The 15,883-nt window shown below is 66.2% G+C and carries 11 protein-coding genes and 1 pseudogene; 4 read left to right on the top strand and 8 right to left on the bottom strand.

Going from position 1 to position 15,883, the window contains the following annotated elements:
• Nucleotides 1-613 (top strand): DNA-binding protein (locus XnspCFBP7698_RS21830; RefSeq protein ID WP_233549050.1); only part of this gene is annotated, 613 nt, incomplete at its 5' end.
• Between the two features lie 217 nt (nucleotides 614-830).
• On the opposite strand, the gene XnspCFBP7698_RS21025 is transcribed toward XnspCFBP7698_RS21830, so the two are convergent.
• Nucleotides 831-989, bottom strand: coding sequence for a DUF2256 domain-containing protein (locus XnspCFBP7698_RS21025; RefSeq protein ID WP_081422362.1), 159 nt, complete (start codon nucleotides 987-989; stop codon nucleotides 831-833).
• Nucleotides 990-1,217: 228 nt separating this feature from the next.
• Between XnspCFBP7698_RS21025 and XnspCFBP7698_RS21020 the strand changes: the two genes are divergently transcribed.
• Together XnspCFBP7698_RS21020 and XnspCFBP7698_RS21015 are read left to right on the top strand one after the other, a co-directional pair.
• Complete coding sequence (locus XnspCFBP7698_RS21020) at nucleotides 1,218-1,640, top strand: hypothetical protein (protein WP_047694004.1); 423 nt, start codon at nucleotides 1,218-1,220, stop codon at nucleotides 1,638-1,640.
• A gap of 120 nt (nucleotides 1,641-1,760) precedes the next feature.
• Nucleotides 1,761-2,150 carry a VOC family protein gene (locus tag XnspCFBP7698_RS21015; RefSeq protein WP_199680271.1) on the top strand — a complete coding sequence of 130 codons (390 nt, stop codon included), beginning with the start codon at nucleotides 1,761-1,763 and terminating at the stop codon, nucleotides 2,148-2,150.
• Between the two features lie 200 nt (nucleotides 2,151-2,350).
• Here the strand turns inward: XnspCFBP7698_RS21015 and XnspCFBP7698_RS21010 are convergent, their stop codons facing one another.
• The 6 genes from XnspCFBP7698_RS21010 to XnspCFBP7698_RS20985 all read right to left on the bottom strand — a co-directional run bounded on the left by XnspCFBP7698_RS21010 (nucleotide 2,351) and on the right by XnspCFBP7698_RS20985 (nucleotide 13,740).
• Nucleotides 2,351-3,823 carry a mannitol dehydrogenase family protein gene (locus tag XnspCFBP7698_RS21010; protein WP_123137739.1) on the bottom strand — a complete coding sequence of 491 codons (1,473 nt, stop codon included), beginning with the start codon at nucleotides 3,821-3,823 and terminating at the stop codon, nucleotides 2,351-2,353.
• A gap of 111 nt (nucleotides 3,824-3,934) precedes the next feature.
• Nucleotides 3,935-6,610, bottom strand: coding sequence for a glycoside hydrolase family 3 protein (locus XnspCFBP7698_RS21005; protein WP_104581788.1), 2,676 nt, complete (start codon nucleotides 6,608-6,610; stop codon nucleotides 3,935-3,937).
• Nucleotides 6,611-6,612: 2 nt separating this feature from the next.
• Nucleotides 6,613-8,301 (bottom strand): glycoside hydrolase family 43 protein, encoded by a 1,689-nt coding sequence (locus tag XnspCFBP7698_RS21000; RefSeq protein ID WP_147423620.1) that lies wholly within the window; start codon nucleotides 8,299-8,301, stop codon nucleotides 6,613-6,615.
• A 20-nt stretch (nucleotides 8,302-8,321) separates the two neighbouring features.
• Complete coding sequence (gene manD, locus XnspCFBP7698_RS20995) at nucleotides 8,322-9,581, bottom strand: D-mannonate dehydratase ManD (RefSeq protein ID WP_104581789.1); 1,260 nt, start codon at nucleotides 9,579-9,581, stop codon at nucleotides 8,322-8,324.
• An 11-nt stretch (nucleotides 9,582-9,592) separates the two neighbouring features.
• Nucleotides 9,593-11,557: a sialate O-acetylesterase gene (locus XnspCFBP7698_RS20990; RefSeq protein ID WP_104581790.1), complete on the bottom strand. Its 1,965-nt coding sequence runs from the start codon at nucleotides 11,555-11,557 to the stop codon at nucleotides 9,593-9,595.
• Nucleotides 11,554-13,740, bottom strand: a complete 2,187-nt coding sequence (locus XnspCFBP7698_RS20985; protein ID WP_146093299.1) for an alpha-glucuronidase family glycosyl hydrolase — start codon at nucleotides 13,738-13,740, stop codon at nucleotides 11,554-11,556. Before XnspCFBP7698_RS20985 ends, XnspCFBP7698_RS20990 begins: the two co-directional genes overlap by 4 nt.
• Nucleotides 13,741-13,916: 176 nt before the next feature.
• Between XnspCFBP7698_RS20985 and XnspCFBP7698_RS20980 the strand changes: the two genes are divergently transcribed.
• The gene (locus tag XnspCFBP7698_RS20980; protein ID WP_146093298.1) at nucleotides 13,917-14,984 is read left to right on the top strand and encodes a LacI family DNA-binding transcriptional regulator; all 1,068 of its coding nucleotides are present in this window, start codon (nucleotides 13,917-13,919) and stop codon (nucleotides 14,982-14,984) included.
• Nucleotides 14,985-15,199: 215 nt separating this feature from the next.
• Here the strand turns inward: XnspCFBP7698_RS20980 and XnspCFBP7698_RS20975 are convergent.
• Nucleotides 15,200-15,883, bottom strand: a pseudogene (locus tag XnspCFBP7698_RS20975) (xylose isomerase); the annotation flags it as partial.

The following is a 15,883-nucleotide window of genomic DNA, read 5'->3' as shown; positions in this document are numbered from 1 at the left end:
TCACGCCAGCAATGAAATTGGCGATGGCCGCCTAGCTCCACTTTTGGCGAACGCTCAAAGCGGGGGGATTACCAAGGCCGGCGCCTCCACAAGTGCAGGTGGCGCCTCGAAAACGGCTGCCAAGAAGACGTCGAAGACACGTGGCGCAACGTCATCGGTGACGAAAAAGACGCCAGCGCGCAAAGCTGCCACAAAGAAAGCAGCAACGAAGAAGGCAGCAACCAAGAAGTCAGCAACGAAGAAGTCAGCAACGAAGAAGGCGGCAACGAAGAAGGCGGCAACGAACAAGCCGGCCAGGAAGACGTCAGCCGGAACACACGCGGCCAAGAAGGCGTCGGCGCAACGCGGCACTGCCAGCAAGAGCGCTACGTCCGCGAAGGCCGTAAAAAAAGCCACCGCCAGGAAGTCTGCACCCTGGAAAACGCCCAACCCCAAGAGCGCATCGCGGTCCACATCGCTGTCTCCCGCACAGAAGTCCCAGGCCAGGAAGCGTGCCAAGGCGGCGGGCCGGCCCTATCCCAACCTGGTGGACAACATGGCGGTTGCCAGCAAGCGAACCACCAAGCGTGTGGGCACATCGGGCGCCGCGAAGAAGGCGGCGATGAAGAAATAACCGCAGGCGGCACTCTTCGCCATCGGGTCATGCTGCGTCGGCGCTGGGAGTGCTGACGCGGCGTACCTGCATCGTGCACGGCGAAAGCATTTTGCAGACGGAGCAAGTCTTGGTCCAGCATGCGGCGAGGGCTTCGGCGCAGTGCTGCAGGGCTGTGGTGCACGCCATCGCTGCGTCGACCGTCCCGTGCAGGCCAGCACGCATGCCGGCACGCGTGCTAAGGCGACGTGCGTTGCCGCTTGCGATCGCCGCGGCATCGATCCGAACAATATTTCACATCGTCCCAGACCTTCTCCCACTTCTTGCGCCAACAGAACGGCCGTCCGCATTGCACGCAGACCTTTTCCGGCAGGTTCTGCTTTTTAGGAGTTGCCATGTCGAGGCCAGATTCCGGGTGCTGGATGGTTGGGGTTCAAGCATGTCATGGCGACGCGCCCGGTCGAAGCCCCTGCCATCCCATCTGCCGCTGATGCCGTCGGGAGCAGCGGCGCACCGCGCAAAAGTCTGCAGCGAGTGTCTATAGTGGACATCGGTGGCCGTACGGACGCCGTCTGAAGTGACAGACGCGCAAACGTACACAGGCCGGACTCAAACAAGGATGCTTGTGAAGCGTTTTCTGCTCGTGTTGTCGGCCCTGCTGTACGTTGTTGCGCTCTGCCTTCCTGCATTGCATGGCGGCGATGAACACCTGGGGGGCTTTGTCATTCTGCTGCTTGGGTGGATGCAGGTGGTCGACGGCCAGTGCATCGCCTGGATGAGTAACCCGCTGTATTGGCTGGCGTGGCTCTGCTATGGCCTCAAGGTAGACAAGATGGCAGCGGCCCTGTTGATGGCGGCCTGCCTGATTGGACTGGATACCTTTCGCGCAACCCGGTTCGACAAGAACGAGGCGGGCCATCAGGTCATGATCGACCACGTGGGCACCGCGTTCTATGTCTGGGAGTTGAGCTTTGTGCTCCTGCTCGTCGTGGTGTTGATCCGTCTGTTCAACAAGCCCGCCGCGCTGCATGGCGGCCGCGCAGCGTGATCGGGCGCAAGCCGTTGCACGGGCTGCTGACGTCTGCGATGTACACGGCTCCAAGCGGCTCGTGTGTCCAAGGAGTACCGTAGCGGCGTGTGCCCCGATCCCGCTGCCGACGAGTCGATGATGAACGCCCAGGCCAACGCCGCCGACCAGACCATTCCGATCCTGCCCAGCCGCGCGATTGCGCAGACCCTGGCCTTCTATCGCCGACTGGGCTTTGAAGGCGATGCGCATCCGCATGATGCAGGCTATGCAATCTTGCGACGTGGTGCGGTAGAGCTGCATTTCTTTGCGCATCCGGATCTCGACCCGGCCGCGTGCTATGCGGGCTGTTACCTGCGGGTGGGCAACGTGGATGACGTCTACGCCGCACTGCAGGCGGCAGGGCTCCCGGCGCAAGGCATCCCGCGCATCGACCCGCTTGCCGACAAGCCCTGGGGCATGCGCGAGTTTGCGATCGTGGACGAGAGCGGCAACCTGCTGCGGATCGGGCAGGTCATTGCCGATCGCTGACACGCGCCGCAATCGTCGGGCTGTGTGGGCCAGGTCTGCGGCAGCACGCACGTCGAGCGCGCTGCCGCACGCAGGAACCATCGGGCGCCTCTACGCGTGGTGAAGAGGCGCACCGATGGCAGGTGGGCCGCTCCTGCGCGGCGCGGCATGTGTCGTGCGTAGCTCACACCTCAGCCACCGTTGCCAGGATGCAACGTCGCTCAACTGGCCTCCAGCGAGGCAAGCACGGTCTCCACTTGGCCTGGTGTGGCATCACCCAAGGCGAGATAGGCTTTCGCCAGCGCATCGGCGAAGCGCGAATCTGCAGCCAGCGTGCCAAACACCGCATCCAGCGTGAGAAAACGCGCGACATCAGCGGCGGCATCGCCAGTGGCTGCGCGTCCAAGCGCGCCCAGGGCATCGTTCAAGGGGTCGACCAGCGCCACGCCAATGCATGCCTGCCTGCGCACGAAATGCAACCAGGCGGCGACCGGAAGGCATACGCGGTCGATCGGGCGCCCGGCGGCCAGCGCATCGCCGATCGTGCCCAGCAGCCGCACCGGGATCTTCTGCGAGCCGTCCCAGGCGATCTGGGCGAGCAGGTGGCGGATGGCGGGGTTGCGGAAGCGGGCCAGGATGGCGTCGCTGTAGTGCTGTGGGTCGAAGCCCGGCATGGGCTGCAGGGTGGGGGCGATGTCGTGGCGCATCAGCGTCTCGACGAAGGCCGCAAGTTCAGGGTGACGCATGGCATCGGCCACCGTCTCCAGGTGTAGCAGGCTGCCGAGATACGCCAGCGCCGAATGCGGCGCGTTGAGCAGGCGCAGCTTGGCGCGCGCGTAGCCGGCGATGTCCTCGCTCAGGGTGACGCCTGCGCGTTCGAATGCAGGGCGGCCGCTGCAGAAACGATCTTCGATCACCCATTGGCTATAACGCTCGCGCTGGATCGGCCAGGCGTCGTGCACACCCAGCTGGTCTTGCACGTGCGCGCGCAGCGCGTCATCGGTAGCGGGCGTGATGCTGTCCACCATCGATCGCGGGAAGGCAACGTGTTGCGCGATCCAGGCCGCGAGCGCGCGGTCATTCTGTTCCGCAAGCCGCACCACGGCGCGCTGCAGCAGCACGCCGTTGTCGGCCAGGTTGTCGCAGCTGAGCACAGTGAATGGCGCAGTGCCGTCGTGCATGCGCTGTTGCAGCCCGGCGACGAGATAGCCGATGGCGCTGCGGGGCGCTGTGGGGTGGGCGATGTCGTGGACGATGTCGGGATGGGTCAGGTCGAGCGTGTCGCCGGCCAGGCAATAGCCTTTTTCGGTGATGGTGAGCGTGACCAGGCGCACTGCAGGATCTGACAGGCGTACTAGCACGGTGGCTTGTTCGTCGGCGGCGCAGAGGACTTCGCGGATAGCGCCGATGATGCGCAGCTGCGGGTGTTCGTCGAGCAAGGCCAGGGTGTAGAGCCCATCTTGTGGACGCAGCGCATCGCGCACGTGCGGGCTATGCAAGGAGACGGCGCAGATGGCCCAGGTGGGGTCTTCGGCGAGTAGGTCGTCGATGTAGACGGCCTGGTGGGCGCGATGGAAGGCGCCGGCGCCCAGATGCACGATGCCGATGGTGGTTTTTTTTAGGTCGTAGCTTGGGGTGAGAACGGGGGTGGGTAGGTGAGCGAGTGCTGCGATGGAGAGCGTGGGGATTGGCATGGGGTTTCTTTTAATCGTGGGGTGCTGCAAGTTTGCTTGGTGGCCTTACCCTCACCCCAACCCCTCTCCCGGAGGGAGAGGGGCTTTGCACGGCGGCTTCTGGGGGCGCGATTACTTGTCGGTGACGGTGAAGCGTTGCTTGCTGCGGATGTCGCTGCTGGAGGCGCCGATCTGCACCTCATAGGCGCCCGGATCCACGGCGTACGCCTTGCGTTGGGCGTCATAGATGCGCAGCGCGTCCTGCGCCTTGATGGTGAAGCGCACCTCGCGTTGTTCGCCCGGCTGCAGGGTGATGCGTTGAAAGCCGCGTAGTTCCTTGATGGCGCGTTCGCGTTGTGGCTTCAGCGGCTGCAGATACAGCTGCACCACTTCGTCGCCTGCGCGTTGGCCGGTATTCTTCAACGTGACCGTTGCCGTGAGTGTGCCGTCGGCGGCCACGGTTTTACGATCAAGCTGCAGGGTGGAATAAGCAAACTGCGTATACGACAAGCCATGCCCGAATGGATACAGCGGTGCGCCGGCGAAGTAACGATAGGTGCGCCCGCGCATGGCATAGTCGTCGAAGGCCGGCAGGCGCTCGTCCTCCTTGTAGAAGGTGATCGGCAGGCGGCCACCGGGGCTGGCCTGGCCGAACAGCACATCGCCCACCGCACTGCCGCCGCGCTGGCCGGGGTACCAGGCCAGCAGGATGGCGGGCACGTGTTGCTGGGCCCAGTCGATGGCCAGCGCCGAGCCGGTGGTCAGCACCACCACCACCGGCGTGCCGGTGGCCTGCAGCGCTTGCAGCAGCTCGCGCTGTGGCTTGGGCAAGCGCGTGTCGGTGCGGTCGCCACCGGCAAAGCCGGGGTAATTGACGTCCATTTCTTCGCCCTCGACATCGCCGGTGAGGCCGCCGACAAACACCACCACCTCGGCATTGCGGGCCGCGTCCACCGCTTCCTGCAGCGGCGGTTTGGCGCCGGGCATGCGCCAGGCCAGGCGCACCCCGGCATCGCGGGTGGCTTCGTAGTACTCCACACGTAGGTCGTAGGCTTTGCCGCCTTCCAGCGCCACGCTGGCAGTGCCGCCGCGCATGCGCGGTGCATCATTCCATTGATCGATGAGCAACTTACCGTCCAGGTACAGGCGCACGCCGTCGTCTGCGGCAATCTGCAGGTCGTACGTGCCCGAGACCGGCGGCAGCAACTGGCCATGCCAACGCACGCTGAAATCGTCCTTGCCGAGTGCGCGGTCGGGCTGCAGTTCGCCACGGCCAACTGCATCGTCGGTGGGCGCGTTGCGGTCCCAGCGGAAGGCGATGCGCGGGTCGATGCGGGTCAGCACCGGCTGGCCGGCAAGCGTGCGGCCATTGAAATAGTCGCCGGTCAGGCCGTTCTGCGTGGCACCGGCCGCCGGGCGCAAATAGCGCGATTCGATCGGTGCGGCAGCGTTGGGGTCTTCGCGCCCTTCCACCAGGTCGCTGCCGCGCGCATAGACCACATCGGCTTGCGGTGCGGCATCGCGGATGCCTTGCAGGATGGTGACCGGCGCGGCGGGCGTGCCGTAGTAGTTACCCAGCAGCGACATCGGATCGTCGGCGGTGGGGCCGACCACGGCAATGCGCTTGAGCGTGGGCTTGAGCGGCAACACGCCGTCGTTCTTCAGCAACACCAGCGATTCGCGTGCGGTGCGGCGCGCCAGCGCATCGTGCTGCGGCGATTGATTCACCGAGGCGGGAATCTGCGCCCACGGCACGCTGGCCGGTGGGTCGAACATGCCCAAGCGCATGCGCGTGGTTATCAGGCGCTTGAGCGAGGTATCGATGCTGGCCTCGTCGATCAAGCCGGCACGCACCGCCGCCGGCAACGCGGCGTAGGTGTCGCCGCAATCCAGGTCGGTGCCGTGCTTGACGCCGAGTGCGGCCGCCGCTTCGGGCGTGGGCACGATTTTGTGGTTCTGCCAGATATCGCGGATGGCGGCACAGTCGCTGACGATGTACCCGTCGAAACCCCAATCGCGGCGCAGGATGCCTTCCAGCCGGGTGCTGGCCGAGGCGGACTCGCCATTGACGCGGTTATAGGCGCCCATCACCGCAGCAACCTTGCCTTCCTGCACCAATGCCTGGAACGCTGGCAGATAGGTCTCGTAGAGATCGCGCTCGCTGGGGTGTACATCGAAGTGATGGCGGTCGGCCTCCGGGCCGCTGTGCACGGCGAAGTGCTTGGCGGTGGCATCGAGCTTGCGGTACGGCCCCTGCTGCGCTTGCAGGCCCTGCACGAAGGTCACGCCCATGCGTGCGGTGAGAAACGGGTCTTCGCCGTAGGTTTCCTGCCCGCGGCCCCAGCGCGGGTCGCGGAAGATGTTGATGTTCGGCGACCAGAACGTGAGCCCCTGGTAGCGCTTGTGCTCGCCGCGCGCCAGGAATGCGTGATGCTTGGCGCGCGCTTCGTCGCCGATGGCGGTGGCCACCTCGGCCATCAACGGTGTGTCGAAGGTGGCCGCCAACCCGATCGCCTGCGGAAACACCGTGGCACCGCCGGCGCGCGCCACGCCGTGCAGCGCCTCGTTCCACCAATCGTAGGCCGGCACCTGCAGACGCGGGATGGCGGGCGCAGCGTTCTGCATCTGCGCGGCTTTTTCTTCCAGCGTCATGCGCGCCGCCAGATCGGCGGCGCGCGCGTCGAAGCTGCGTTGCGTGTCCAGGTACGGCGGTGGTGTGGCGGCCTGGGCAGCACCTGCGGCGCACCCCAGTACGAGCAGGACGCCGTGCGCGAGCAAGCGGAAACGGGCGGGCGGGTAGGAGGGCATGGTCAGTCCTGTTGGCGGTCGGGGTGCGATTGGGCGAACGGCCCGATCATGCTGCCGACGAAGCCGCCGGCCTGTTCGGTACTGAGAAAGCCGGCATCGTCGTTGCGGCGGAGCGATTGCCAGCCGCGGCCATCGGCGTCGAAGGCGAAGCTGTACGCGCCGCCATCGCCGCTGATCTGCAGGCGCAGCTGGGCGGTTGCCGGAATGCGTGCCCGTGCAAGCGTGGTGGTGGTGGCGCCATCGCGCTTGTGCAGGAACACCTGCAGCGCATCGCCATCGCGACGGACGCCGAATGCATACCACGCATTGGAATTCTGAAACGCGGCCAGCCCCGCACTGACGCCTGCCCGCACGGGCACATCCAGCGCCGTGCTTGCCGTAAAGCGTGTGTGTTGCTGGCGGCGTGCGAGGAAGGCCGGTGTGCCGGCGCTGTCCAGCCCCTGCGTGCCGGCATGCAGCGTCAACCAGCCTGCACGCGTGCGCAGATCGGCCAGCTCACCCCTGGGCACGCGGACGCTCAGCCACTCGCGCTGCAGCGTGGCGTGGTCGAAGTCGTCATGCCAGGTGAAGTTGCCCGCCAATGGCGCCTGCGTGGCACGTGCCGTCTTCGCGCCGGTGGGCGCCTTGGCGATGTAGGGAATCGGCTGGCCCGCGGGCAGGATGGAGGGCCAGCCATCGCGCCACTGCACCGGCAGCAAGAACGTTTCGCGCCCGGTGTTGTAGCGGTCGCCGCTATACGGACGGCTTGCGAGAAACACCGCCCACCACTGCCCATCGGGCGTGTCCACCAGGTCCACGTGGCCGGCATTGCTGATCGGGTGCGCGCGCGCGGCCGGCAGATCGCGTTGGGTCAGGATGGGGTTGTTCGGTGCGGGCGCATACGGCCCCCACACGTCGCGGCTACGCAAGACCACCTGCGAATGCTGCGGCCCGGTGCCGCCTTCGGCGCACGAGAGGTAGTACCACCCGTCGCGTTGATACAGGTGCGGGCCCTCGATCCAGATCGGCTTGTTGGCCAGATCCACGCCGCCATTGAGCAACACCTTGCGCGGGCCAACCGGTTGCCTGGTGGCGAGGTCGAAACGCTGCATCCAGATCGCGCGATGGCCCTCGTATAACGGCGTGCCTTCCGGCGGGCCGTTATTGAGCAGATATGCGCTGCCGTCGGTGTCGAAGAACAGCGACGGGTCGATGCCATCGATACTCGGCAGCCAGGTCAGCGCCGACCACGGGCCCGCCGGGTCGCTGGCACTGGCGATGAAGTTGCCCCCGCTATCGACCGACGTGCCCACCACGTAAAAGCGCCCCGCGTAATGGCGGATGCTGGCGGCGAACATGCCGCGCGATACGCCCAGCCCGTCGTAATCGAGTTGCTCGCGGCGCTCGACCACATTGCCGATCTGCGTCCAGTGCACAAGATCGGTGCTCTCGAACACCGGAATCGCCGGGAAGTACGCAAACGTGGAATTGACCAGGTAATAGCGCTCGCCCACCCGGGTGATGCTGGGCTCCGGATAGAAGCCGGCCAGGATCGGGTTGCGGTAGTGGCCGGCCGGCAGCGGAGTTGCGAACACCGCATCGTCGCCGCGGTAGTCGAACCAATCGAAGGCGACATCCACGCCGGTGGGCGCCGCTGTCGTTGCCGGTGCCTGCACCGCAGCAGACGCAGGCGCGGCCATCAGCAGGGCCAGCGCTGCCGGCAGCAGGCGCATCACCAGTCCCACATCGCGCCGTCTTCCAGGCGTGCGATAGGCAACTGCTTGGGCACGTACGGATACTTCGCGGCCAGCTCTTCATCGATGTCCACGCCATGCCCAGGAGTTTCGCCGCAGTGCAGGCGTCCGTCGCGGAAGGTGTAGTCGTGCGGGAACACCGCGTTGGCTTCGTCGGAATGGAACATGTATTCCTGGATGCCGAAGTTGGGCACCCACGTGTCGAAGTGCAATGCCGCGCCCATGCACACCGGCGACAGATCGGTGGCGCCATGGAAGCCGGTGCGCACCTGATGCAGCGCGGCGAAATCGGCCAGCCGGCGCACGTGGGTGATACCGCCGGCATGCACAATGGTGGTGCGGATGTAGTCGATCAGCTGCTGCTCGATCAGGTGCTTGCAGTCCCAGATCGAGTTGAACACCTCGCCCACTGCCAGCGGTGTCACGGTGTGCTGGCGAATGATCTCGAATGCGCGCTGGTTTTCCGCCGGGGTGGCGTCTTCCAGCCAGAACAACCGGTACGGCTCCAGGTCGCGGCCCAGGCGCGCGGCTTCGATCGGGGTGAGCCGGTGGTGCGCATCGTGCAGCAGCTCGATCTCGTCGCCATGGTCGCTGCGCAATTGTTCGAACAACTTGGGCACAACGCCGAGATAGCGCGGCGTGGACCACACGGTTTCGGTGGGCAGCTCGCTTTCGGCCGGCTCGTAGGGCTTGCCACCGACAGAAATGCCGTAGGTCTTCTTGATGCCGGGCACGCCGCATTGCGCGCGGATGGCGATGAAGCCCATCTCGCGGAAGCGGCCCACTTCATCGCTGGTTTCGGCGATATCGCGGCCGTTGGCGTGGCCGTACACCAATGCGCCTTCGCGCGAGCGCCCGCCGAGCAGTTGATACAGCGGCATACCGGCCATCTTGCCCAGGATGTCCCACAACGCCACATCCACCGCGGCAATTGCGCTCATCGTTACCGGCCCGCGCCGCCAGTACGCACCGCGGTAGAAGAACTGCCAGATGTCCTCGATGCGCCCGGCATCGCGGCCGATCAGGTTGGGCACCAGGTGTTCCTGCAGGTACGCCGCCACCGCCAATTCGCGCCCGTTGAGCGTGGCATCGCCCAGCCCGGTGATGCCCGAACGGGTGCGGATCTTCAACGTGACGAAATTGCGGCCCGGGCAGGTGACGATGACGCGCGCTTCGACGATCTCGCGGTCGCGGGCGGAACCTTGCAGCGGTGCAGGGGAGTCGGGAGTCTGTGACATCGTGATCTCGCTCAGGGGGAAGGGGTGGCGGTAATGGGACGTTCGAACGGGCCGGCCGGCAAGCCGCTGCGGTCGTACAGCGTGCACACCGGGCTGTCGGCCCAGCAGTAGCGCACGCGCGTTGCGGTCATGCCGGAAGGGACGCGCACGCTGACATCGCGGCCCTGCAGCGTGGCGCTGGCATAGCGGCAAGTGCCGGACGCCTCGCCGCACAGCTCGAAGCCGATCGGTGCGTCGTTGCCATAGCTCAGCAAGGTGGTGTCCACGTCATCGAAGCGGATGCGCACGCTGTCGCGCTCGCGCTGCAGGCTGCGCGGCACCGGGCCGGACGGCGCAATCGCCTCGCCATACACCACATGCCGCGCTGCACGCGCCAGGCGCCGGCCCAGCTCCTGCTTGTTGGCCGGATGGATGTCGTAGCGGTCGCCGATATCGATCGCCACCGCCAACCCGGCGTGTGCATCGTCGGCAACGAAGCGCCGCTGCGCCTCGCGCAATTGCGCCCAACCGCTTTCGACCGGTTGGGTGGGCGGGGTGCCGTAATTGGCCAGCTGCACCACCAGCAGCGGCAACTGCGCACCGAAACGCTGTCGCCAATCGCGCTGCCATGCGTTGAGCAAGGCCGGGTAATGCGCCGCATCGCCGGCATTGGATTCGCCCTGGTACCACAGCACCCCACGCAGGCCCAGCTGCCCCAGTGGCGCAATCATGCCGTTGTACAAGGTCGTGAGCCCGGCCGCCGACGACCACGGCGCCCGCGGTGGCGAGCCCACTGCCTGCGGCACGATGCGGTATTGCCAGGGCGCGTCCAGCGCCACTGTGCTGCCATCGGCAAACTGCAGTGCGCGCGATTGCGCATCGCCCAACAAGCCGCCGCGTCGATAGGTGTTGAGCACATTGAGCACGATGCTGTTGCGCCCGGCATGCAGCCGTCCGCGCGGCAGCGGGTAGCGACGCGGCTGGTCCGCACCGTAGCTGCTGCCCACGCCGCGCCCGTTGACCCAGGTCTGGTCCAGTTCGTCCACCGGCCCCAGCAACAACGTCGCGTCCTGCGCGGCCTGTGCCGGTGTCAGTTCGATGCTGGTGCGGTACCACACCATGCCGTTGAAGCCGACCAGCTGCGGCACGCCCCAGTCGTCCCATGCGCCCAGTGCCGGCGGTGCGCCCTGCCAATCGCCGGGCGCATCCGGCTGCCACGGTTCGCCTTCGCCATGCGCATGCCACCAGGCTTCCCACAGCGCGGCCCACTGCGGCGCAGCAGCCACCGGGTCGGTTGCGTAACGTGCCAGCACATCCAGGGCCGGACCATCGTCGCCGGCCGCACGCAGCGACGCGTCGCCGATCCAGGCCTGCAGTTGCGAGCCGCCCCATGAGGCGTTGATCAAGCCCATCGGCACGTCCACGGTCTTCTGCAACTCACGCGCGAAGTAGTAGCACGCGGCCGAAAACTCCTTCACCGTCTCAGGCGTGGTGCGCTGCCACGTTGCGACGCCACCGAAGCTGCGTTGCGGGGTTGGGCTGGATTGCGCGGGCACCTTGAACATGCGGATGTTGGGGTGGTCGGCGTCGGCAATCTCGCTGCGCGCATCCAGCGTGCGATGCACCTGCAGTTCCATGTTCGATTGCCCCGAGCACAGCCACACATCGCCGATCAAAATATCGTCGATCTGTTGCACCACACCGCTGGCAGTGCTGGCCTTCAGGCGGTACGGGCCGCCAGCCGCATGTGCGGGCAGGCGTGCCTGCCAATGCCCTTGCCGGTCTGCGCGAACCTGCACCTGCGCCGTCTCCAGTTGCACCGTGACACGCGCGCCCGGCGCCGCATCGCCCCACACGCGGATCGGCGCATCGCGCTGTAGCACCGCATGGTCCTGGAAGACGGGATGCAGCAGCGGTGCATCTGCGGCGCTTGCCAGTTGCGGCAGCAGCAACACCGATAACGCGGCGACCAACACCTTCAGCCGACATGCGCTCACTTCGGATTCCCCGGTGCGTACGGAAATGTCAGTGCCTGGTAATACGCCAACGAGTGCGCTGGCGGCGCCACGCCGGCAGGCAGCGGGCGGCCGGACACACTCTGGAAATAGGCGATGCTCGCATCGCGCCACCACTGCGCCTCACGCTGCTGGATCGCCAGGAAAGCGTCCACTTGCGCGTAGCGCGGCGCATCGATCTTGCCGGCGAGGCCTTGCCAGGTCGTGCGCATCGCAGCCACCTCACTCACACCGTGGTCGTACCGCCAAACCAGCTCGTCCCACAGCGGTCTGCCGGAGGCCATGCGGTGATCCCACGGTACATGATGGAACCACAGCAGCAACGGCTCGGGCACGCGCTGCACATCGCCAAACACGCGCGCGACCGGCGGCGCATATTGCGCGACCGCATTGCTGCCGCTGGCGCTGCGATCGAAGCCGATGCCGTTGCGGTCGGCGCGGTGGTAATACACCGGGTCCCAGTCAGGGCGTTCGCTGCCGGCATCCCACGGTGCCGGGCCGTAATGGTGGCCGCGCCCCATCAGGTGATGCAGCCCGAGCGGGGTCATGTAGTCCACCACCGCCTCGCGCGAACGCAGCATCATGCCAACCACCGGTTCGACCACCGCCGGATCGTTGGAAAACGTCATGCGTGCCCATTCCTGCGCAATGGCCTGCGGCGACAGCTGCGGGTCCCACGCCAGCCGCCCGTACGCGTACCAATTGGCCTGATCGAAGATCGAGCCGCTCCAGTTGCGGTCGGCACCGATATTGGCCACGCCGGCAATGCCGGTCAGCCGTGTGCGTTTGCTATCGGCGAACAGGCTTCCATCCACGGTCTTTGCAACGGTCGAGCCCTTGCCGCGCGCATAGGTGTCGGCCTGCAATGTTTCGGAAAACAGCGTGCCCAGGTAGGCCAGATGCGTGGAAAAGCCCAGGTATTCCTTGGTGATCTGAAACTCCGGCATCAATGGCGTCTTGCGCATCGCACCGAACAACGGGTGGAACGGCTCGCGTGGCTGGAAGTCGATGGCGCCGTTTTTCACCTGCACGATCACGTTGTCGCGAAAGGCGCCATCCAGCGTCACGAATTCGCTGTACGCCTGTTTGGCGCGGTCGTCCGGCTGCTCATGCGAATAGACGAAGGCCCGCCACATCACCACCCCGCCATGTGGGGCCAGCGCATCGGCCAGCAGGTTTGCGCCATCGGCATGGCTGCGTCCGTAATCCTGCGGGCCGGGCTGGCCTTCGGAATTGGCCTTGACCAGGAATCCGCCGAAATCCGGGATGCGCGCATAGATCTCGTCGGCCTTGTCGCGCCACCAGCGCTGCACTTGCGGGTCCAGTGGGTCGGCAGTTTTCAGACCACCGATCTCGATCGGCGCACTGAAGCGCGCACTGAGAAACACCCGAATGCCATAGGGGCGAAACACCTGCGCCAGTGCCGCGGCCTTATCCAGGTACTGCGGCGTGAGACTCCACGCCTTGGCGTTGACATTGTTGAGCACGGTTCCGTTGATGCCCAACGAGGCATTGGCGCGCGCGTAGTCGGTGTAACGCGGGTCCAGATAGCCGGGCAAGGTCTGCCAGTTCCACAACGAGGCGCCGGCATAGCCGCGCTCCACCACCCCATCGAGATTGTCCCAATGATTGAGCATGCGCAGCTGCAGGCGCGGCGCCTCGCGCACATCCAGCGCAGTGAGCGGTTGGCCAGTCTGCAGCAGGCGCAGGAAGTGAAACGCGCCATATAGCGCGCCGACATCGCTGCCGCCCATGATGGCCGTGGTGCGACGCCCATCGACGCTGACCGTGCGGATCAGATAGCCCTCGCGGCCCAAGCCATCGGTTTTCAGCTTCAACGCCGCCATCTGCGGGGCGGTCGCGGCGCCCAGCAGGATGCTGCCATCGGCGGTGACGGTCGCGGTGGTGGGCAGCGCGCTGCCCAGTAGCCCCTGTACACCGCGTTGCAGTTCCTCCTGCGCGGCCCGCAGCGTAGGCGACTCACCGGCCACCACCAGGGCGCTTGCGTGCTGGCGCAGCTGCGTGGCATTGCCCAGGGTGTGGTAGCGCAACCATAACTCGTAGCCATCTTCGGCATGCACGGGGGCGACCGGCACCAACGCGGCACCCAGCAGGACCAGCCACAGCAGCGCCAGCACATGCCCGCTCGCGCGCGTGCGGCCCATCCGGCATGCGCTCATGCGGCGCGCTCCTGCAGGCTGCAGGCGCGTGGGTGCATCTCGCCGCTCTGTCTGCTTCCCGGTACCATGGCTTGCATCGCGCCACGTCGGGCTGCCGCGCGTGTACCGGCAGCAGCACGCGAGCATCCGCCCGCTGTCGCAGTCACCTGAAGAGGCCACGCTTGGAGAAGATCAGGAAGTCGGTCCGCCGCACCAGTCGCGCGACCACCATCGACGAGGTGGCGGCGCTGGCGAAGGTGTCGCCGATGACGGTCTCGCGTGTGGTCAACAACAACGGCAGTGTCCGCGATGCCACCCGCGAGCGGGTGATGCGCGCGGTCGACAAGCTCGGTTACACGCCCAATCTCGCTGCCAGTGCGCTGGCAGCTGCACAGAGCACCCGTATCGCGTTGATCTACAGCGATCCCAGCGGCGCGTATTTGCGCGAGCTGTTGCTGGGTGTGTTGCGCGTGGCCTCGCGCACCTCGATCCAGCTGGTGATCGACTGCTGGGACGACCTGGATGCCGATGCCGAGCGCCGTGCCGCACGCAAGCTCGCCAAGGGCGTGGCCGGCGTGATCCTGCCGCCGCCGTTGTGCGAGTCCAGGGCCGCGGTGCTGGAGCTGGTGCGCGCCAAGGTGCCGGTGGTGGCGATCGCTTCCAATCACTTCAGCCCCGATGTGGCCTGCGTGCGGATCGACGAATTCGCCGCCGCCAAGGAGATCACCGAGCATCTCATCGCACAGGGGCATACGCGCATCGGCTATATCGCCGGGCATCCGAATCTGTCGGCCAGTACGCGACGCTTTGAAGGGTTTCAGGCCGCGTTGTCCGATGCCGGCCTGCGCCTGGATCGGCATCTGGTGCAGCCGGGCGACTACACCTACAAATCCGGCCTGATCGCCGCCGAAAAACTGCTGGCGCGCAAACGCCGCCCCAGTGCCATCTTCGCCAGCAACGACGACATGGCAGCCGCGGCCATTTCGGTCGCGCACCGACGTGGGCTGGATGTGCCGCGTGACTTGTCGGTAGTGGGCTTTGACGACACCTCTGCCGCCACGGCGGTATGGCCCGAACTCACCACCGTGCAGCAACCCATCGCCGCCATGGCCGATGCCGCGCTGGACATCCTGTTGAAGACGATACGTGCCAAGGAGCGCACGGCGAAGATGGTCGATCATGTGGTCGCGCACCTGCTGGTCAAGCGGGATTCGGTGGCCGCACCGACACCCTCCGATCCGGCCGAGTAAGAGGAGCGACGGCGCGGCCGCAGTACGGGCGCAGTCGCCAACGGGTTGTGCATGTCCTGTGCGTCCCTGCGGTGGCCGGCGTGATGTCCCCTGCGTAGTACGCGCCACGGTGCCGTCGATCTGGATGAGTGGCTGCATCGCCTGCATTGCCGCCAGGGCAATGCAGGCGGGGTGTCCCATCCACGCCGCGTCCCACGCCGCGCGCGTGGCAGCGTTCACCGGATCAGATACTGATTGATCAGGTTTTCGTAGGCTTCCTGACGGCCGCTGATCTGCTTGGGCGCATTACCGGCGGCGTACTTGGCCAGATCCGCAAGCGTGCTGGTGCCGTTGGCAAAGTCGGCACCGGCGCCGCTGTCGAAGCTGGCGTAACGCTCGGCGCGCCAGGTCTCCAGCGGCGAAGACGTCAGTAATGCGTTGGCCACTTCCAGACCACGTGCGAACGCATCCATGCCACCGATGTGCGCCAGGAACAGATCCTGCGGGTCGGACGATTCGCGACGCACCTTGGCATCGAAATTCAACCCGCCCGGTGCCAGCCCGCCCTGGCGCAGCACCACCAGCATCGCGCCGACGGTGTCGTACAGGTCGGTCGGGAACTGGTCGGTGTCCCAGCCGTTCTGCGGGTTGCCGCGGTTGGCATCGATGCTGCCGAGCAGGCCGGCATCGGAAGCCACCTGCAGATCGTGCTCGAAGCTATGGCCCGAGAGCGTGGCGTGGTTGGCCTCGATATTGAGCTTGAAATCCTGGTCCAGGCCATGCTGACGCAGGAAGCCGATCACGGTGGCGCTGTCGAAGTCGTACTGGTGTTTCATCGGCTCCATCGGCTTGGGCTCGATCAGGAAGTTGCCGGTGAAGCCGATCGCGCGGCCGTAGTCGCGTGCCAGGGTGAGGAAGCG

It is taken from the genome of Xanthomonas sp. CFBP 7698 (assembly GCF_003600855.1).
GTDB classification, from domain to species: Bacteria; Pseudomonadota; Gammaproteobacteria; order Xanthomonadales; family Xanthomonadaceae; genus Xanthomonas; species Xanthomonas cannabis.
This window is presented reverse-complemented; position numbering and strand designations above follow the sequence as displayed.